General features: G+C 43.1%; 16 protein-coding genes. 5 read left to right on the top strand and 11 right to left on the bottom strand.

Annotated elements, in window-relative coordinates; all coding sequences use genetic code 11:
• The 8 genes from ACMXYV_RS11305 to ACMXYV_RS11340 form a co-directional block, all read right to left on the bottom strand.
• The gene (locus ACMXYV_RS11305; RefSeq protein ID WP_415888598.1) at nt 1-423 is read right to left on the bottom strand and encodes a hypothetical protein; all 423 of its coding nucleotides are present in this window, start codon (nt 421-423) and stop codon (nt 1-3) included.
• 62 nt (nt 424-485) lie between these two features.
• Nucleotides 486-1,949: an NAD-dependent succinate-semialdehyde dehydrogenase gene (locus tag ACMXYV_RS11310; RefSeq protein ID WP_415888599.1), complete on the bottom strand. Its 1,464-nt coding sequence runs from the start codon at nt 1,947-1,949 to the stop codon at nt 486-488.
• A 55-nt stretch (nt 1,950-2,004) separates the two neighbouring features.
• Complete coding sequence (locus tag ACMXYV_RS11315; protein ID WP_415888600.1) at nt 2,005-3,678, bottom strand: AMP-binding protein; 1,674 nt, start codon at nt 3,676-3,678, stop codon at nt 2,005-2,007.
• Nucleotides 3,679-3,713: 35 nt separating this feature from the next.
• Entirely contained in the window at nt 3,714-4,481 is a 768-nt protein-coding gene (locus ACMXYV_RS11320) for a class II glutamine amidotransferase (RefSeq protein ID WP_415888601.1), read from the bottom strand.
• A gap of 40 nt (nt 4,482-4,521) precedes the next feature.
• A complete protein-coding gene (locus tag ACMXYV_RS11325) occupies nt 4,522-4,971 on the bottom strand; it encodes a bactofilin family protein (protein ID WP_415888602.1) in 450 nt (149 codons plus the stop codon).
• Nucleotides 4,914-5,861, bottom strand: coding sequence for a M23 family metallopeptidase (locus ACMXYV_RS11330; protein WP_415888603.1), 948 nt, complete (start codon nt 5,859-5,861; stop codon nt 4,914-4,916). The genes ACMXYV_RS11325 and ACMXYV_RS11330 overlap by 58 nt, the downstream gene beginning before the upstream one ends.
• A gap of 133 nt (nt 5,862-5,994) precedes the next feature.
• Entirely contained in the window at nt 5,995-6,783 is a 789-nt protein-coding gene (locus ACMXYV_RS11335) for a TIGR00266 family protein (RefSeq protein WP_415888604.1), read from the bottom strand.
• Between the two features lie 2 nt (nt 6,784-6,785).
• Nucleotides 6,786-8,009 carry a cation:proton antiporter gene (locus ACMXYV_RS11340; protein ID WP_415888605.1) on the bottom strand — a complete coding sequence of 408 codons (1,224 nt, stop codon included), beginning with the start codon at nt 8,007-8,009 and terminating at the stop codon, nt 6,786-6,788.
• 242 nt (nt 8,010-8,251) lie between these two features.
• Here ACMXYV_RS11340 and putA point away from each other — a divergent pair, with 242 nt between their 5' ends.
• Complete coding sequence (gene putA, locus ACMXYV_RS11345; RefSeq protein ID WP_415888606.1) at nt 8,252-11,368, top strand: bifunctional proline dehydrogenase/L-glutamate gamma-semialdehyde dehydrogenase PutA; 3,117 nt, start codon at nt 8,252-8,254, stop codon at nt 11,366-11,368.
• A 128-nt stretch (nt 11,369-11,496) separates the two neighbouring features.
• Nucleotides 11,497-12,810: a diguanylate cyclase gene (locus tag ACMXYV_RS11350; protein WP_415888607.1), complete on the top strand. Its 1,314-nt coding sequence runs from the start codon at nt 11,497-11,499 to the stop codon at nt 12,808-12,810.
• On the opposite strand, the gene ppnN is transcribed toward ACMXYV_RS11350, so the two are convergent.
• Both ppnN and cobB read right to left on the bottom strand, forming a co-directional pair.
• Nucleotides 12,807-14,198, bottom strand: a complete 1,392-nt coding sequence (gene ppnN / locus ACMXYV_RS11355; RefSeq protein WP_415888608.1) for a nucleotide 5'-monophosphate nucleosidase PpnN — start codon at nt 14,196-14,198, stop codon at nt 12,807-12,809. The genes ACMXYV_RS11350 and ppnN overlap by 4 nt on opposite strands.
• A gap of 298 nt (nt 14,199-14,496) precedes the next feature.
• On the bottom strand, nt 14,497-15,207 hold the full coding sequence (gene cobB, locus ACMXYV_RS11360; protein ID WP_415888609.1) for a Sir2 family NAD+-dependent deacetylase: 711 nt from the start codon (nt 15,205-15,207) through the stop codon (nt 14,497-14,499).
• A gap of 402 nt (nt 15,208-15,609) precedes the next feature.
• Between cobB and ACMXYV_RS11365 the strand changes: the two genes are divergently transcribed.
• From ACMXYV_RS11365 to ACMXYV_RS11375, 3 genes are all read left to right on the top strand, one after another.
• On the top strand, nt 15,610-17,004 hold the full coding sequence (locus tag ACMXYV_RS11365) for a PhoH family protein (protein WP_415888610.1): 1,395 nt from the start codon (nt 15,610-15,612) through the stop codon (nt 17,002-17,004).
• Between the two features lie 268 nt (nt 17,005-17,272).
• Entirely contained in the window at nt 17,273-17,560 is a 288-nt protein-coding gene (gene yidD / locus ACMXYV_RS11370; RefSeq protein WP_415885175.1) for a membrane protein insertion efficiency factor YidD, read from the top strand.
• A 158-nt stretch (nt 17,561-17,718) separates the two neighbouring features.
• A complete protein-coding gene (locus ACMXYV_RS11375) occupies nt 17,719-19,944 on the top strand; it encodes a hypothetical protein (RefSeq protein ID WP_415888611.1) in 2,226 nt (741 codons plus the stop codon).
• An 86-nt stretch (nt 19,945-20,030) separates the two neighbouring features.
• Here the strand turns inward: ACMXYV_RS11375 and ACMXYV_RS11380 are convergent, their stop codons facing one another.
• Nucleotides 20,031-20,837, bottom strand: a complete 807-nt coding sequence (locus tag ACMXYV_RS11380) for a mechanosensitive ion channel family protein (protein WP_415888612.1) — start codon at nt 20,835-20,837, stop codon at nt 20,031-20,033.

The raw sequence follows: 20,837 nt of genomic DNA on the forward strand, positions 1-20,837 counted from the left end.
TTACTTCGGCTTTTCTTCCACCGATAAAGGATCGTCCAGATCACTATCTAGCCACGAATCCATATCGGGCTTTTCAGGCTTCGACTTCGGGAATTCGGGCAACTGCGGCTTTTCATCGATAACCCAACCATCCAACAAATCAGTGTCATCAAGTTTTGGCTCCGGTGGCAGCGGAGGAAAAGGGTCACCCTCAAAGCCAGACCAAGCGATATCACCCATCATGACGCCGTCTTCGAGGCCACTCATCGGAACAGCAACGCATAAATCTTCAACCGTTGCTTCTTTTAACGAATCCACATCTTCACAAAAATGAACATCTTTTTCGCACTGGTTACAATGTCTTACAAATGGGTTCTCAGTTTTATCCAGATCATCCCAAGCTTTAGGGCACTTGTAATTAATCTTACAATCTCTTTTATCCACTGGGACCTCTACTCAGGCGTCAATAATTCAAGCTTATTATCAAGTATAAGGATAAACAAAATCTAAGCGTTTAAACCGCCCATACAGATATATTTTGTTTCTAAATAATCATCCAATCCATATTTAGATCCCTCTCGGCCATGACCTGATTCTTTAACGCCACCAAAGGGAATTAACTCTGAACTTATAGCCGTTTCATTAACACCTACCATCCCATATTCAAGCGCTTCTGATACCTGCCAAATACGGGAGATATCTTGCGTATAGATATATGAAGCTAGACCAAAAGAAGTGTCATTAGCCATGGCAATAGCATCAGTATCCGTTTTAAATTTAATGACAGGCGCTACTGGGCCAAAAATTTCTTCACTAAAGATATCCATATCAGCTTGCACGTCAGCCAAGACCGTTGGCTCATAAAACCAGCCATCACTTTCAACAGGTTTCCCACCTGTCACTAATCTCGCTCCCTGACCAAGCGCTCCTTTCACCAGAGATCCAATGCCGTTCAGCGCTTTCTCAGTTATCACAGGGCCGAGTGTTGTCTTTGCATCAAAACCATCGCCTAAGCAAAATGCTTGAATAGCCTCTGTAAATTTAGCCAAGAAACGATCATATATACCTTCTTGAACTAACAAACGATTAGCACAGATACAGGTCTGACCAGCATTTCTAAATTTAGAAGCTAGCGCTCCAGCAACAGCTAGATCAATATCAGCATCATTAAAGATAATCACTGGCGCATTACCGCCCAATTCCATTGATGTACGTTTAACAGTATCTGCGCACTGTCGTAGTAATAGCTTTCCTACGGGCGTCGATCCGGTGAAGGTCAGTTTTTTTACTATAGGGCTAGCAGTAAAAACACCACCAACCTCTTCAGCCTTAAGACAAGGCAAGACATTGAATACTCCAGCAGGAACCCCCGCTCGAACAGCCAACTCAGCTAAAGCTAATGCAGATAGTGGTGTTTCAGGAGCAGGCTTGAGCACGACTGTACAGCCAGCAGCTAATGCTGGGGCCACTTTGCGTGCGATCATGGCATTAGGGAAATTCCAAGGTGTTATGGCTGCAACAACGCCTACAGGTTGCTTAATAACAAGACTACGTCGATCTTGAGCGGAAGGTAAAATATCACCATAGATACGTTTAGCTTCTTCAGCAAACCATTTCAGATAAGAAGCACCGTAAAGTATCTCACCCTTGGCTTCGGCAAGCGGCTTCCCTTGCTCAAGCGTTAAAATCGAGGCTAGGTCACCGGCATTTGCAATAATAAGATCATGCCAGCGTTGAAGCACATTTGAACGATCAGTAGGCGACTTTAGTTTCCACAATTCCATCGATGTTTGAGCAGCCTCAATTGCATTCTTAGCTTCGAACTGCCCAACATCTGCAACATGCGAAATAACCTCACCATTAGCAGGATTAATAATTGGATATTCAGCCCCACTTTTCGCGTCTACCCATTCACCGTTGATAAAAGCCTGTGGCCGCAACAGACTAGAATCGCTCAAACCAAATCCCATACTTCACCTTCATCTAAGTAGGCCAGCAAAAAACGGGCGTAGCCTTATGAATCAACTAAATTCGCTTACGCATTTTTTGCAGCCGATTTAATTCTTCTTCTAACAACGAACGTCTTAACACCTTACCGACATTGGATTTGGGAAGGTGTGTTCTAAACTCAACTAATCGTGGCACTTTATAGGAAGTTAAACGCTCGCGGCAATATTCACGTACCTGTTTGACAGATAAACGTCGATTGGAGGTCACAACAAAAAGTTTAATGACTTCACCGCATGTTTCATCAGGCAATCCAACTACAGCACACTCTACAACATCAGGATGGCTGGATATGGTGTTTTCTAATTCATTGGGATAAACCGGAAAGCCTGAAATATTAATAATGTCTTTCTTGCGATCAACAATACGCAAGGTTTCATCATCAAGAACGCGAGCAATATCACCCGTAGCTAACCAGCCTTCAGAATCAGGAATCGAAGAATCATCCTGCAAATAACCTGACATAACCTGAGGCCCGCGAACATAGAGCTCACCGGTTTCGCCAGAACAGAGATCCTCCCCCTGCTCCCCAACGATACGAACCTCGGTCAGCGGTAGAGGCCGTCCTACAGATCCGTATCGGGAATTATGCGGTTCCTCAATTGCCACAACAGGAGAAGCTTCAGTAAGACCATACCCTTGAATAATCTGGCAGCCCGTTACACTTTCCCACTCATCGCTAACCGAACGTGTTAGCGCCATACCTCCAGATAGAGTTAGCTTTAAACGCGTCATGTCCAACTGGTTGAACAGACTATTTCGACACAGCGAAACAAATAAAGTGTTTATGCCTGAAAATACCGTAAAATCCCATCGACCTAGTTCATTAACTAAACCTTGAATATCACGGGGGTTTGTAATCAGTACTACTTGGGCACCCAAAACAGGCATGACTAAACAATTCAGTAAAAAACCATAGATGTGGTAAAGCGGTAATGGTGCGATCGCAATCTCTTCACCCGCTCTTAACGTATCGGGTAACCGGTGCTTCAACTGCAACACATTCGAAATCAAATTTCGATGACTTAAAACGGCACCTTTTGGTGTACCCGTAGTACCAACAGTGTATTGGATCAGTACAGGTTGCTCTGCATCCCGCTGCACTTCTTCTAATGTATAATGCGCGCCTTTAGCAAGCGCTTCTCTAAAACCAACCGCATCCCTTAATCGATATTTAGGGACGATTTTACGTAAATACTTCGCCGAGCAATTGATCATTAATCGGCGCATTAAAGGATGGATATCACCCAGCTCCGTGACTAATACGGTGTGGATATTCGATTGAGGTAACACCTCTTCTAATAGATGAGCGCTATTAGCAAGAATGATGACCCCTTTAACATCAGCATCTTTAAATTGATGCAACGTTTCGGCAGCTGTATAAAGCGGATTGGTATTAACGATGACTAAGCCAACTCTAAGTGCTGCCAGCACTGCGATTGGGTATTGCAAGGTATTCGGCAATTGAATACCAATCCGATCACCGGGTTCCAGAGATGTGCAGTTTTGTAGGTATGCCGCTAATTTCTCGGCCAGACTATCAAGCTCAGCGTAAGTTAACGTCGCTCCCATATGGGTAAAAGCATCTTTATACGCAAAGTTTTGGCATGCACTATCAAGAAGCTCCGTGACACTACCAACGCTTTGGATATCTAGCTTTAACTGTTCGAGAGAATCTCGTTTTACACTCACCTGAAAAGCTCCTTATACTCAGGCTAAATTGTCCTTTATTGCGGTATACCTTCAACAAAGGTCACCAAATCGCCTGGTTCCAGAGCAATCCAATCCTCATTATCTGTTAAGGGGACCGTCGCTATTACGGTGACAATATCTTTCGGGGTGGTTTCTTTAACAAAATCCACTTTCATTTCACAATCTGTCAGGCTTGCTTCGCCGAAAGGTGCTTTACGGGTCAACCAAGACAGTTTACTGCCGCAAAATGCGAATAAATGGGTAGATTCAGTTAAGAGCATATTAAATACACCTAGCGCTCTTAGCTGTTCGCAACGCTGTTTGATGAATTTAGAAAGCTCTTCAAACTTCTCAGGCCGTTGAGGAAATGCTTGTCTGATCTCCCCCAATAACCAACAGAATGCATACTCACTATCAGTCGTTCCCACCGGGTGATAAAAAGAGAGAGGCTTATCAAACAGAGCTTTATCCAACTGGCCATTGTGCGCAAATGTCCATGTAAAGCCCCAAAGTTCCCTTTGAAATGGATGTGTATTTTCAAGGCAAATATTTCCTACATTTGCCTGCCGAATGTGACTGATTACCACATGACTTTTTATCGGGTGCTCTTTGACCAAACGAGCAATTTTAGAGTCAACACTGGGGTTAGGATCATGAAAGCAACGCGCACCTTTACCTTCATAGAAAGCGATGCCCCAGCCATCTTTGTGAGGCCCTGTTCCGCCACCGCGCTGCATAAGCCCGGCAAAGGAAAAGCAGATATCAGTAGGTACATTGGCACTCATACCCAACAATTCACACATCGCTACAATCCTTAATCAACGACAACAAGGTTATAGATATTTATTCTGATTTATCTTCCAGAACAATCTTATCAGGCAGTGAATCAATAGCATCAGAGCCCGATTCGATTTTACTACTTTCATCCATCAGCGCAGACGTTTCTTTCATTCGGCGTTCACCCACAAAGCAACCATCAGGGTGAATAGACATCTGTTTGCTTTCGACTGTTGCGCGAACTTGTCCACCCGAATCTATATGAAGTTCATCACAGATAACTTCACCTTCAAGAAGACCACATACATCAACACCGCGCGCTTTAATTAGCCCACGGACATGACCTGATTTACCAATAGATATATTATCTAGAGAACTTACATTACCTTCGAACATGCCATCGATATGCATTTTGCCAACGATGCTCATATCACCACAAAACTTATTGCCTTCAGCGATTATTGTAATGGCTGACTGTGCTGGTTTAGTGGATACATTTCTTTTAAGGATGCCCATTTAACTCCCTTAACCTTTGTAAACAAAGAGTCAAAATTTGTTATGTCCCAGGAGAGGAAAGGCTCGGGGTTTATTGCTGTATACATATGGCGTATCTCATAATGAAGATGCGGCCCTGTAGACATACCCGTATTACCACTTAATCCTATCAGCTGTCCCTTACTGACAAATTCTCCAGTTTTTACTTTTATTGCGTCCAGATGCGCAAAGTACGTTTTAAATCCAAAGTTATGCTGAAGCTTAATCAGCTTACCAAAGGATTTATTGTAAGCAGCGAATTCAACTATACCGTCTGCAGTTGCATAGACAGGCGTGCCTCTTTTCGCTTTAAAATCTATTCCATGATGCATTACCCGCTTTTTTCTAACGGGGTGAAAGCGCGAGCCAAACTTATCCGTGATTCGGATTGCCTGAATAGGTACGCCGTTCGGAATACTGTGTAAAAAGAACAAACGCTTATTAGCCTCGATTGTTAGCTGCTCGGCTCTGTAAGGATCAATCTTATCCGCTGATTCCAAGCCCAACAAATTCTCTAAACCATACAGAGAATTGTCCAAAGAGGAGTTCAATTCGCCAATACGAAGATTCTCCTCTTCCAGCTTGTCACGTTCGTCTTTTAAAGAACTCAGCGATAAGCTGAGCTCTTTTAATTCTTCTATGTAAAGTTGCTGCGACCCAACCATCAGTTCATAGTTTTCGCTGAGTTCCTGATGATCTTCTTCAAGATCAGACAGGTCGTCGGTTTTAACCACCAGCAGAGCATTAGAAACAAAAAAGCTGATTGCTGACAAAATCAAAAATGCCAACAAAATGTACTTTGCTACTTGGTTAAACGTGTATTGGCGAGAACCGTAGACAGTAGTCAGGGTTATAACCAGTTTATTTCTCAAGATAACACCTGTAACGACTTGAGATGGGTAAAAACAAGCCTCTAAATATACCTATTTTTACATCCATTGTCATAGTCATTACAGGCGAAAACCATAGATCACAAAGGGAATTATCCTATTGTGTAATAAGCTTTTAATCTCCGTCTAACATTCGGCCGATACCACCAAGCACTGAACCTTCACCTTTATCACTTCCACCAGACGACGGTGCTGATGCAATTAAGCGATCAGCAAGGCGCGAGAACGGTAGGCTTTGAACCCAAACACTACCTGTCCCTTTTAGCGTGGCAAGCCAGAGCCCCTCACCGCCAAAGATCATTGATTTCAAACCTTTGACCATTTCAATATCGTATTCAATACCTTCGGTAAAACCGACTAGGCAACCCGTATCGACCCTTAGAGTTTCATTGTTCAATTCTTTACGCACAACCGTGCCACCCGCCTGTACAAACGCCATACCATCGCCTTCGAGCCTTTGCAGGATAAAACCTTCACCACCAAAGAAACCTACACCAATTTTCTTAGAAAATGCGATTTCGACTTTGGTCCCTAAGGCAGCACATAAAAAAGCATCTTTCTGGCAGATTACCTTCTCACCATAATCGGCCAAATTCAGAGGCACTATGCTACCTGGATAAGGTGCAGCAAAAGCAACGCGCTTTTTGCCGTTTCCTTCGTTGCCAAAATGAGTCATAAAAACGGATTCACCCATAACCATGCGTTTACCCGCAGAAAAGAGCTTGCCCATTAAGCCTTGATCAGGCTCGGAACCATCTCCCATTTTTGTTTCAAAGTTAATCCCCTCTTCCATGTAATTCATCATACCGGCTTCGGCAATCACTTTTTCACCCGGATCCAACTCCACCTCAACGATTTGAAGTGATTCACCAATAATTTCGTAATCAACCTCATGACAACGCATTTTTACGTCCTTTTATTTAACTTATTTATGAGTAAAGGTGTCGTAGTCGCCTGTATACCTAACGAAAACAGAACAACACCGTATGCTATAGATTGAATAGTAAACCAAGCATCAATTTCAAGAGGCAGGGATAAAGCTAATGCAATAGCAACAGCACCTCGCATACCTCCCCAATATAAAATCAACTGATCACGCCAATCTATTTCCATCTGAGGCAATAGATTTATAGCTGGCACTGTAAACAATAACCCTATAGCTCTTGCTGACAGAACCGCTCCAATACCGATCAACATAGCTAGCCATTGCTGCTCAAACATCCCCCAAGTAATCGTAACGCCTAAAAGTACAAAAATTAGGGCACTTGCAAGCTGATTATTAAATTCCCAGAAAGAGAATAAAAACTGAGTTTCAGTTTTAGCCCCCTTTTTACGAACCAACTCGCCAAATCCGAGGCCTGTTACTAAAAGGCTCATTACGCCTGACAGATGTAAAAAGTACTCAGCGATCAGATAACCACCGTAAGCTGCACATATTGTTAATATGATTCGACTGAATTGATTGCTAATTATTAAAAACAGACCTCCGAAGATCAGCAGTGTTCCTGCACCTACGACAAGGCCACCCAGAAAAATTTTAAAGAATTCCCCAAGCGAATAAGTAAAGCTAAGCTCGCTACCCGGTATGAGCAGCAAACTACTTAACATACTAAATAATAAAATAGCTAGTGCATCGTTAAATAAGCTTTCGCCCTCTAGAAGAATCACTAGGCGATCAGAAGCGCCTACTTGCTTTAACAAACTAATAACGGCTGCTGGATCTGTAGCTGACAATATCGCCCCCGTCAGTAGCGCCGTAATAAAAGTAAAATAGGCAGGGTAACCAACTCCCCAGTAAAGAAGCCCAGCACTAATCATTGAAGCTAAGAGCATTAAAGGGATCGATAACAGTAAAATAGCAGCAAAATTCTTCAATAAGCTTTTAATATTGATACGCAAAGTGGATTCGAAAATCAAAGCAGGTAGCAGAAGATAAAGGACCAAATAGTGAAATTGTTCCCAACGTAACCCGGTATCCAAGCCTAAAGTTGTTATCAACTCAGATCCTATGAATCCAAACACAACCAACAATAAAGCAAAGGGTAATTTAATAAGAGAAGCTATAGGTTTGATGAGAGCGATAGCTAATAAGGCAGATAATACCAACAGCAAGATATGAATTATTCCCATCCAACTACCTCCTTCACCCAGTTTCACTAAGTATGTATGAGAATCATCAAAATACCTCTTATAAACGTTAAAGGGAGCACATCCCCATAAACAACAGCTAAAATCTCATACAAATAACAACCAGTAACTATTTGGTTTTCAAGTATTTCCGGGATATTTGCCCGATCACTAAGATCTTTCTTGATAATCCCTCCGCCTACACAGATGATCGACTACACTGTCTTAAAAAATGGATTTATTAGATGCTACCAGTAAGCCAGCTTTTATCTGCAGAGATATCCCCCGCCGACCAAGATGTTTTATGGCGTACTATCACCGACTATTACTGTCATGATGAAAAATCTCTCTGCGATCAACTGCTGGAAGTCACACCGAATTCTTCTAAAGCTAAGTCCAAAGCAACAGATTGGGCCAACACAATTCGTAATCTAGATAACCCACTGTTTTCTGTAAACAGGCTCATGTCAGAGTTCGGATTAGAAAGTGATGAAGGGGTGGCCTTACTTGCCCTAGCTGAAGCACTGTTGCGAATACCCGACACAGAGACTGCTCAAGCACTTATTTTCGATAAATTGGATTCACTTGCGCTCGACCCCGAGAAACTCTTTAAAGCACATTCCACTTTCCTTGAAAACAGCACCTTTTGGGGCGTTGCACTAAGTCAAAAGCTTATAAGCCAAGAACAGTCTGCAGATAGTCTTTTAAACGATGTATGGCAACGCTTAGGTAACACTGTAGTACACCAGGCGCTTGCCTATGCAGTATCCCAAATAGGTAAGCAATTTGTATTTGCAGAAGATATAAATACTGCCCTAGAGCTTCGATGTGATTACAATCAAAACACTTTATTCTCATTCGACATGTTGGGCGAAGCTGCTGTTTGTGATCAGGATGCTCAAACCTATTTTGCAGCTTACCTAGAAGCCATTCAGGCAGCAGGTCAGCAAAATCCAAATGACAATACCAGCATCTCAATCAAACTCTCCGCCTTGCACCCTCGCCTTGAAAACAGTCAATTTGATCAACTTCAAAAGCAATTGATGCATCGGTTATTTCAGCTACTTGTCGCCGCTCGCAACCTTGATATAGCCATAACCATTGATGCAGAGGAATCTGAACGTTTAGAAATAACCTTGTTAATTTTCGAACAACTACTACGAAGCGAGCTGTGCCTTGGTTGGGGTAAGCTAGGTTTAGCTGTTCAGGCCTATAGCAAACGTGCTTTACCGACACTTAGATGGCTTTCACTCGTCGCTGCAGATTGTGAAACGCCGATCCCCATCAGATTAGTTAAAGGTGCTTATTGGGACAGCGAAATAAAACGCAGCCAACAAAATGGCCTTACGAGCTACCCGGTGTTCACCCACAAAGCCGCAACGGATCTATCCTACCTGACCTGCGCTAAGTTTCTTTTATCCCAACAATCAGGATTATTAAGTCCGCAGTTTGCGACTCATAATGCACTTACCATTGCTCAGCTATTAAAGATCCCTACAGATAAGGCATTCGAATTTCAGCGCTTACATGGCATGGCCGATCCTCTCTATCAACAAGTTCTATCAGAAACGGATCATAGCTGTAGGATTTATGCCCCTGTTGGCAACCAGAATAACCTCTTGCCCTACCTAGTTAGACGTTTACTGGAAAATGGTGCAAATTCTTCATTTGTTTTCCAGTTATACGATCCTCATGTCAGCATCGATGAGATAGTCGAAACACCTCTAGAAAGAATGCAGCGCACCTCTTACGAGTTACCTCTTCCAAACCAAGTATTCGAACAACAAAGAGAAAATTCTGCAGGTGACCCTTTAGGGAGCTTAGATTGTTGGCAACAATGGCGTAGCATTATTGAATATTACGGACAAAAAAAATGGTACTGCCAACCGATCATTGCCGGCGAGGTGACTGATGGCCTTAATTTACAACCAGTCCATGCTAATTATCGTTTAGATAAAATTGTTGGCTATCAAAGCACTGCAGATAAGACACAGATCAAACAAGCGATCAGCATAGCAGAGCAGTTCTTTCCTGAATGGCGAGACCAAGATATCTCCGCGCGCTGCAAAATCTTATTGAATTACGCGCGTTTACTCGAACAAAACAAAGCTGAGTTGGTTTCCCTCTGCATTTTAGAAACTGGCAAAACTCTACAGGACGCTTTAGCCGAAGTCAGGGAGGCTATCGACTTTTGTTTCTACTACGCTGCGCTTGCTGAAAAACAACTACTACCTGAGCAACTGCCATCCATTACAGGAGAAGAAAACACGCTTCACTATCAAGGGCATGGAGTGTTCCTTTGCATTAGCCCTTGGAATTTCCCATTAGCCATTTTTACCGGCCAGATCGCAGCAGCACTCGTTTGTGGTAATACTGTACTAGCCAAACCTTCATCAAGTAGCGGATTAACGGCATTTAAAGCCACCGAACTATGGTACGCAGCAGGCTTACCGGAATATTGTTTACAATTGATACCTTATGCTGGCGGCGAACATTCTAAAGCTTTGTTAACTGATTCACGTATTGCCGGTGTTACATTCACAGGATCAACTCAAGCAGCTAGCACAATTAACAAACAATTAGCCAATCGCCATGATGGCTCTATTATCCCATTTGTTGCAGAAACTGGTGGCTTAAATGCCATGATCGTTGATAGTAGCGCTCTGGTTGAACAGGTAGTGTTAGATGCCATTCACTCTGCTTTTAACAGTGCAGGGCAAAGATGCTCAGCATTGCGCGTTCTGTACGTACAGGAAGATATTGCCGAAGTAATCGAGAAAAAGCTGATCGGGGCCATGCAAACCCTAAAAATTGGCAACCCCGAACAGTTGGCAACTGACCTAGGTCCAGTCATAAATCAAAATGCCATGCACAGGCTCTATGAACATATTGAGCGTTGCCGTTTACAAGATAAATTATTGTTTGAACTAGAGCTTTCAGACCAACACAACCAAGGCTGTTTTGTGCCACCTGCCCTTATCCGACTAAACTCCATGGACGAACTAACGGGAGAAATTTTCGGCCCAATTCTGCACATTATCCGCTACCAAAAACATAACTTGGAACGGGTTATTTATGACATTAATCGTAGCGGATTTGGTCTGACGCTCGGTGTTCATTCCAGAAACGATCTGTTTATAGAGCAAATAACCACACAAGCCCTAGTCGGCAATATCTATATTAATCGTGATCAAATAGGGGCTATCGTTGGCAGCCAGCCCTTTGGCGGAATGGGGCTATCAGGAACAGGTCCTAAAGCAGGAGGGCCAAACTACTTAAAACGTTTCGTATGTGAAAAAACCATTACCCGGAACACGACCGCATCAGGTGGTAATAGAACGCTTTTAAGTAAAAAACTCTAAAAAAGCTACTTTAGATCAACACGTAAGGAACCTATAGGTTCCCTTACCCCCTCCTAAAGGAGTACACTGCATTCAACCTTCAGCTTAATTTCTTAATTAAGCAGATCATTATTTATATGCTGGATGCTATGGCTACTCAAACTAGCGAAGCTTCAATAGAGATCCCTCTACTTGAAGTTATTCGTGAAAGCATGATGGATGCTGTTTATTTGATCGACCCCGAAAGCTCAAACATTATTTGGGTCAACAGGGCTGGTTATGAAGATCTACAAATGGAGCAAAAGGAAGTTTTGCACCATTCGGTACTCTCGTTACAAAAAGATGTTCATTGCCATGAGCACTGGTTAAAAATAGCTGATGTTATCCGCCAAAATAAGAAATTCACCTTCATCGGTAGCCATATCAGAAAAGATGGCTCCGAACTCCCCGTCGAAGTAAATACCTCTCTCATTAAACACCAAGGTAAAGAGTATTTCCTCTCCGTCGCTCGAGATATTAGCGCTCGCCGTGCTATAGAAGCTGAAACTCAGGAACGTTCAGAACAGATCTGGTTCGCGGTAAATGCCTGTACAGACGGACTATGGGACTGGGAGATCAACAGTGATCACGTGTACTTCAGCCCTCAGCTAAAAAAGATGGTGGGCTATGGTCCAGAAGAGATGCAACCGTTTGTTGATACCTGGAAGAACAATGTTCACCCGGAAGACTTACCCATGGTGCTACAGTCGTTAGAAGAACATATCCAAGGTAAACGTGAGCGCTATGAAGCGACTTATCGTATGAGCAACCGTAATGGTCACTATATCTGGGTCCACGATTTAGGCTGTATATCTTTACGTTCTTCCTGTGGGAAGCCCATTAGGGTTACAGGTATGGTTAAAGATATAACCGACTACAAACAACTAGAGTTTAAACTATTAGAGCTAGCGGCCTACGACGAACTTACCAAACTGCGTAACCGCAGAGAGTTCAAACGCATCTTTGATATACAGCTAGACTTCGCCGAACGACATCAGAACCCGCTAAGCCTCTGCTTATTCGATTTCGATTATTTCAAGACAATTAATGATCAATATGGCCACTTAGCAGGAGACTACGTTTTAAAAGAAATTTCCCGCATTTTAGTCAACAATATACGAAGCACAGACTTTCTATTCCGTTGGGGCGGCGAGGAGTTTGCGTTGATCTTTGCTAATACCCGCTTGAATGAAGCAGAAGATATAGCGGAAGAATTGAGACAACTACTGTCTCAACAAGTATTAAATTATGCAGAGCATCAGATAAAAATTACGGGGAGCTTTGGCGTAGCGTCTTACCCAGACTATGGAAAGAACCAATCAGAACTTTTTTTGGCTGCAGACTCAGCTCTTTACCAAGCTAAATCCAGGGGTAGGAACCTCGTCTGCTCACCACAATCAGAAATCAAACCCGAGGAGGATTAAACCTCTTCCACCTCCGTCTCATGTTTCAAACGATAACAAGGTTGGTATTCCTGATAGTTAATTTTCATTCTTCGTTGATCAACAAAAGACCCTAATAGCTTATCCATCGAGGCCATAATTGCTGGCTCACCGCAGATTTCAAATGCGCCAAACTCTTCAATTGCTCTGATTCCTGGTTCTTTAACATTCCCCGCCACAATGCCCGATAAAGCACAACGCAGATTTGCCGCTAACTCAAAGTCAGTCTGATCTTTAATTAGCTTTAAGCTCGCCATATTTTCATGGTTTGGCTCAAAAGGTTGTTGGAAAGATTCCGGTATATGCATCTGCCAGTTGTAATGGAAAGATTCACTGGTGGCCTTACGATAACGGGTCACCTGTTCCAATCCTTCACGCATCACTTCCGCCACTTCGTGAGGATCATCAACGATAATCTGATATTTGCTAGCAGCTTCATCGCCTAATGTGGAGCGAATAAAGTTATCGACCGTTTCAAAATACTCTTCACTACCCTCAGGCCCCGTTAATACCAGCGGGAATGGTAGGCTATGATTTTTTTCATGCAGAAGAATACCCAAAATATAAAGGATCTCCTCAGCGGTGCCTGCCCCTCCAGGAAACACCACAATACCATGACCTAAGCGGACAAAAGCCTCTAAACGCTTTTCAATATCCGGCATGATGATGAGTTCATTTACGATCGGATTGGGACTTTCGGCAGCAATAATACCGGGTTCTGAAATCCCGACGTAACGCCCCTCTTTTTGACGTTGTTTGGCGTGGGAAATTGTAGCCCCTTTCATCGGGCCTTTCATCGCTCCTGGACCACAGCCAGTACATATATTCAGTCCACGTAGGCCCATTTCATAGCCCACTTTTTTGGTGTAATCGTACTCAACACGATTAATGGAATGACCACCCCAGCAGACAACAAGATCGGGTTTTACATGCGGGCGTATCGCGCCAGCATGGCGAAGGATATGAAAGACCATATTCGTGGTGGCTTCCGATTCGGTAAGACCAGAACAGCGGTGATCTAACTCTGTACCGACATAAAGTAAGTCACGTAAAACAGAGAAAAGATGTTCTCGAATACCCGTGATAATCTCGCCATTCACAAAGGCTGTGGCAGGTGCATTCACCAATTCAAGTTGAACACTTCTATGCTTTTGACTGATTGTGATATTAAATTTTGCATACTTATCTAAAACCAGTTTGGTACTGTCTAATTCACTACCACTATTCAAAACCGCCAAAGAACACTGGCGAAATAGACGAAATAATCCCCCCTGACTCGCATCCTGCAACTGGTCCACCTCATAAGGCGAAAGAGAATTAAGGCTTTCTAAGGGGGTAATACTGGTCGTAACGTATTGCTCTGTCATCATAATGACCACCTCCATGGATCGAGCTAAATAAATCCTGTTTAGCCGATCCCAAAATAACTTTTCGGCTGAACATCACTTTCGTTCTTCTTATTAAACGACGGCGACAATGTGCTTAGTCTTAAACGTCTGCTGTTAAGATTTTGTGAATACACGAATTAAATAAAGAGACTTAAAGGTTGGGGTAAGATTCACAAACAGCAAATTTTCAGACAGCCGACATCTCAGTGAAGTTCCTTAAGAAACTATAGACAGCATCTGTAAAAAATCAAAAAATTCACTTATAAATCAATCAAATATTTCAAAGCTGCTTGATAATATCCGCAACAAATTCAGGTACTATTTCACTCGCAGGGCCATAAATTCGGTGATCAAATGCGGACTCTACCCTTGATGGTTCTAAGTTCAGTTCTACCGTCAACGCCGAAGACCTTCCCGCCACTTCCACAAATCCAGCAGCTGGATAAACATGACCAGACGTACCTATGGAGATAAACAGATCACAGTTTTCTAAAGCCGAATAAATCTCATCCATATACATCGGCATTTCACCAAACCAGACAATATCCGGTCTCAATGTGCCCGATAGATCACAACAATCGCAACAATCACTCGGTTCAGTTTGCCCCGTCTCTTTATAGACCTGACCAGAGTCACTACAACGCATCTTTAACAATTCACCATGCATATGTAACAAGTTCTGACTACCTGCTCTCTCATGCAGGTTATCAATATTCTGTGTCACCAACATAAACTGACCGGGAAACTTCTTCTCTAACTCAGCTAATGCAATATGGGCTGCGTTCGGCCTAACTGGATCAGACAGCAATTGCTCCCTGCGTTGATTATAAAAACGATGGACAAGCTGCGGATCACGCACAAAGGCTTCCGGGGTAGCAACATCCTCTACCTTATGGTCTTCCCACAAACCATCTTCAGCACGAAATGTCCGAATGCCGGATTCAGCGGAGATTCCTGCACCGGTTAATACCACAATAGAATTAATTGCCATCTTAAAAATCCTTCAAAGCAAATTTGTCACTTGTCATTCAACTGGAACCTATGTATTACTAAGCTATCTTACATAGTAATAGCTGTGCTAATTCAGATTCAAATTTGTCTTAGCTTAGTATTCAGCAATTATCTGAGACTTCGTGGTGGATCATATTTCACAGTACGTCAGTTACAGAATAATCATTACGACTCCGAAACCTACAGAGTCTATCTCTAGGTCAGCAGCCTACTCTGCTGTGCTTGAAGTAGCTAAGCGCCTTTCAAGCTTTGGCCGCTATCGGCCGATGCATAGCGAATTTAAAAAGCCTCCAAAACTCTCAACCTTTGATCAGTTCAAACTTTCTAATTTTTATAATTTCATTAGTACACATATTCCCTTCGGCTATATAAGGAACCGGCTATGACTGCCTCTAAACTCTATATACTCGACACAAACGTACTTCTTCATGATCCTAAGTGTCTGTATGAATTTAAAGAACAGGACATCACTATCCCGATGACTGTTTTAGAAGAGTTAGATGACATTAAGGACCGAAAGAAAAATGTATCTCAAGAAGCTAGGGCCGCTATACGGGCCATAGACGACATTCTTAGTTATGCTGATGACGCTGCAACGATCACCAAAGGGGTCGATATATTTATCCCTATTACCGCTGCAAACAGTGAAAAGAAATTAGGCCAACTCAGTATCTTTCCCGATCATGAGTTAACAGCTCGGCAAGGGTTTTTGCCGCAAAACTCCAATAAAGATAATCAGATCATAAACTGCGCGCTTCATCTCCAAGCAACCAATCCTCATCGCGATATTATTTTAGTTACCAAAGATATTAATATGCGCCTAAAAGCCTTAGGCGCAGGGCTAAAACGGGTTGAAGATTATCGTACCGATCAGCTTGTTTCAGACATTGAGCTTTTACCCGCCGGGCATAGCAATATGGAAGGCAATTTCTGGGAGCGCGTCGATGATATTAAAAGCTACCAAGAAGGCAGCCACACTTACCATCAATTTGCCCAATCGGTGCTACCTGAAACTTACCCTTGCGAATATATCTACGATGATTCTGAGGAGTTTGCCGCGCGCGTTTCCTCAGTACGCGATGGTCAAATTACATTGAGGGACTTAGGTGTCGATCGTTTAATGCAGCAGAACTGCTGGGGCATTGAACCGATTAACGTATTCCAAGCATTTGCAATGGATGCGGTCTTAGACCCTGATCTTGATCTTGTCATTCTCAATGGTGCAGCAGGTTCTGGTAAAACATTGATCGCTCTTGCTTGCGCTTTAGAGATGGTGATTGAGCAGCAGCGCTACAACAAAATCATTGTGACTCGCTCTACCCCGCCAGTTGCCGAAGACATTGGCTTTTTACCGGGTACTGAAGAAGAGAAGATGACGCCTTGGCTGAGCGCGATCCAAGATAACTTAGAGGCGATGCACGAACACGATGAGCGCCCACAAAGCAGCGTAAAATACGCAATTGAGAAAGCGAATATTCAATTTAAATCGCTAAATTTTATCCGCGGCCGCAGCATTCAAGAAGCGATTGTACTCTTAGATGAAGCACAAAACTTAACGCCATCACAGCTAAAAACCATCGTAACCCGATGCGGTAAGGGCTCGAAGATCATCTGTTTGGGTAACCTCGCACAGATTGACTCGAATTATCTAACACCGCTCACTTCCGGCTTAACCTATCTTGTTGAGCGTTTTAAAGACTACGAAGGCGCTGCGAATGTTCATCTAGAAGGTATATTCCGCTCAAGACTGGCTGAATACGCAGAAGAACACCTCTGATCTGAGGTTTCGATTAGTCGCTCTTTAGGCCTTTCCACATACCCTAATTCATGTGGGAAGGCTTAAAAATCAGATAAGAACTACTGTTTAACTTTTAATCTACATTAGAATCCTTATAATTAGCTCTCTGTGATTTTTAACCTCTTTTCATTTTTTAGTGGTGCTAAAGATCACATATTGTTTTAATCCTCCCCGGATATATAACCGGGTAAGCCTTTTCTTACCCGGTATTTTTTTCAAAAAACATTTCATAACAACGTATTAGACAATGCTTTCCTTCTTACAGCGCTGCCTTAGCTCACTACTAATTGGATTGGTAAATATTTACCGATACCTTATCAGCCCTGTTATCGGTCCTCGCTGTCGTTTTCACCCTACCTGCTCAAGTTACATGATTGAGGCGATTAAACTCCACGGGCCTTTTAAAGGCGTATGGCTGGGCTTAAAACGACTTAGCAAATGCCACCCCTACAACGATGGCGGTTATGACCCTGTACCTATGCCTAAAAACTGCTGTGACCATCACGCCGAACAAGATTCATCCTCCAGCAAATAACAGCTTTTTCTTATAAACCTAAACAACTGCACTATATTTTATTGTTGAATTTAAGCTTTTTGATTAGGTATCAGTAAGTTATTTCCTTTGACACCTTTCAGCGAAGCATCTATAGGGTTTAAGATAAGAATCTAACCCCGAGGAATAAGCTGGATATTATGTTCACACCGCTGTCAGTTATTCTGTACGTTACCGTTTACATGGGCATCCTATTTGCTATCGCACAGCTGGTAGAAAAACGGATTAAAAATAAGGGTGAGCAGAGCGCAGGAAATCCCTGGATTTATGCCCTCTCGCTAGCGGTTTACCATACCTCTTGGACCTTCTATGGCAGTGTTGGGTTTGCTTCTAATTCGGGGCTGCTCTTTTTCAGTATCTACGGAGGGGCATTAATTGGTATCTGTTTCTGGTGGTATTCGCTCAGACGGATGGTACAAGCCAAAGAAACCTTCCGCATTACCAGTATTGCCGACTTTATCTCCACCCGTTATAACCGCTCTCAAAAGATCGCAGCCCTCGTTACTATCATCGCTTTAATCGGCATAGTTCCTTATATATCCCTCCAGTTAAAAGCGATTATCAGCTCTTTCTCAATCATCACTGATACACCACAAACAGGCTCTGCATTTGATCTATCGGGATGGATGGTGACTATCTTCATGATCTGTTTCACCATTATCTTTGGGGTCAGACGCTTAGATCCAACTGAACGCCATCAAGGCATGATCGCGGCTTTAGTTGCCGAATGTATCGTTAAAATTATTGCCTTTATCGCTGTTGGTTTCTTTGTTACTTACACACTGTTTGATGGCTTTGGCGATATATACAGTCGTATACAGACTGCCGGGTTAGAACATCTAGTTAGCATGAACCACGGAGAAAATAGCGGTGTAATGTGGATCACTCTACTGATCTTAAGCTTCGCAGCGATTCATACACTACCGCGCCAGTTCCACGTCTCAGTGGTCGAGAACTCCAACAAAAACCACATTAAAACCGCTATGTGGCTCTTCCCTGCTTATATGATAGGTATCAATATATTTGTCGTACCTATCGCAGCAGCTGGATTATTAATGGGGATGCCCGCCGAAAATGCAGACTTTTTCGTGTTACTTCTGCCACAACAAGCCGGTAGTGAAAGCCTGACTATCTTAGCCTTTATTGGTGGTTTTTCTGCAGCTACAGGTATGATCATCATCACAACGATGACGCTTTCAACCATGGCATCTAACCATCTTATTTTGCCGACCTTAGAAAGAATCCCTGTGCTACAACCATTACGTAGCTACCTTCTTCAGCTTCGCTGGGTGATGGTGTCTTTGATTCTTCTCGGCAGCCTCTGGTTTGCTAAAGAGTTTGCAGATTCCTACATTCTGGCAGCTATCGGCCTCCTCTCTTTCGTGGCTGTGCTGCAGTTTGCGCCAGCTCTGTTTGGCGGTATGTTCTGGAAGAAAGGTAATAGCCTTGGCGCCTTCTTAGGACTTCTGACTGGTTTTATTATCTGGACCTACTGCCTACTTATTCCAACCTTCATCAAACATGGCTGGTTTACAGAAGCACTGTTAGTTCAAGGTCCATGGAATATTACTGCGCTGCGCCCAGAAGCTCTGTTTGGCTTAGACGGACTACACCCTGTAAGCCATGCGGTATTTTGGTCTCTTATTTTTAATATTGGCAGTTACATTATTGGCTCAATTATCTTTAGCCCTAATAAAAGCGAAAGAAATCTAACCACTGAGTTTATCAGTGCGATGAACTCCTCCCATTCGCGTCGCGCAAGGCCTACAGGGTTAGATGCCTATATTTCACTGCAACCGAAACTGGAAGAAGCACATAGCCTACTCTCAAACTATCTGCATGAAGATAAAGCAGAGCAAGAGGTCCGCACTATTGCAGAAGACCTTCAGGTTATCGATAAACTGCAGATCACCATTATTGAGCTGGTAGAGTTCCATCGCATGGTAGAGCACGTGCTAGCCGGCTCTATAGGCGCAGCCAGTGCCCATAAAGCGATTGAAAATACAATCCGCTATAACAGTCGTGAAGAAGCTGATCTTAAAGCGCTCTATAGCCATATAGTCACAGAGCTACAATCAACCGAGAAAGAAAGCGCTACAGGTAGCGACGACAGCCATTCTGGCTACGGCTTAATCGAAGACCTACAAACCCAGATTGATGACTTGGAAGATCAGCTCGCAACGCAGCAAAAAACAATCAGTAACATGGAAGTGAAGCTGGAATCACGCTACGAAGAGATCTTTAAATATCGACTCGAAGCGCAAAAGTCTAAACAGGACAATGCTCAATTAAGAAACGAGCTTAAGAAAATACTACGAGATAGATCAGACGGTGGTTACTCTTCTGAAGTTGAGCAGGCCGAGTAAAGCAGCAAACTAGAAAGACTATGAAGGATAGATAAAAAAAGAGCCTGATAAATCAGGCTCTTTTTGTAGAAGGAGAAAAGAGAAGCTTACGCTTGCTCTTCTTTGTGAAGATGTACATCCATCTGAGGGAAAGGAATGCTGATACCTTCCTCGTCAAAACGTAGTTTCACAGTCTCAGTAGTATCCCAAAGTACTGCCCAGTAATCAGCAGAATTAACCCAAGGGCGAACAACAAAGTTCACGCTGCTATCAGCTAGTTCAGATACAGCAACAACTGGCGCAGGATCTTTCAAAATACGCTCATCAGCAGCAATGATCTCGTTCAAAATCTCTTTCGCTTTACGCAGATCATCGTCGTAACCAATACCAAACACCATGTCTACACGACGCGTATCACGCGCTGAAAAGTTTGTGATTACACCGCTGTAAATTGCACCGTTAGGAATGATTACTTCACGGTTATCACCAGTACGCATGATTGTGTTGAAGATCTGGATATGTTCAACAACACCTGCAACGCCAGCCGCTTCTACGAAGTCGCCTTCACGGAATGGCTTAAAGATGACCAGCATTACGCCTGCTGCAAAGTTCTTCAGGGAATCCTGTAGAGATAGACCGATCGCTAGACCAGCAGCACCCAATAGTGCAATTAGTGATGTTGTATCAACACCTAGCTGATTTAGAGAGGCAACAATTACGAAGAGTAGTAATACAACACTCGCAATTGAGGAGACAAAGTTTACCAACATATCTTCTACTTTGGCTTTGCGTAGAACGCGCTCAAGCAGTTTGATTACCTGCTTAACGACCCAACGACCAATGAAGAAGATAGCCAGTGCAAGCGCAATATCCACAATCCATGGAAATACGTAAGCATCAAAGAAGTTATCCAT

The sequence above is a fragment of the Neptuniibacter sp. SY11_33 genome (genome assembly GCF_047778025.1).
In the GTDB taxonomy this organism is placed as follows: domain Bacteria; phylum Pseudomonadota; class Gammaproteobacteria; order Pseudomonadales; family Balneatricaceae; genus Neptuniibacter.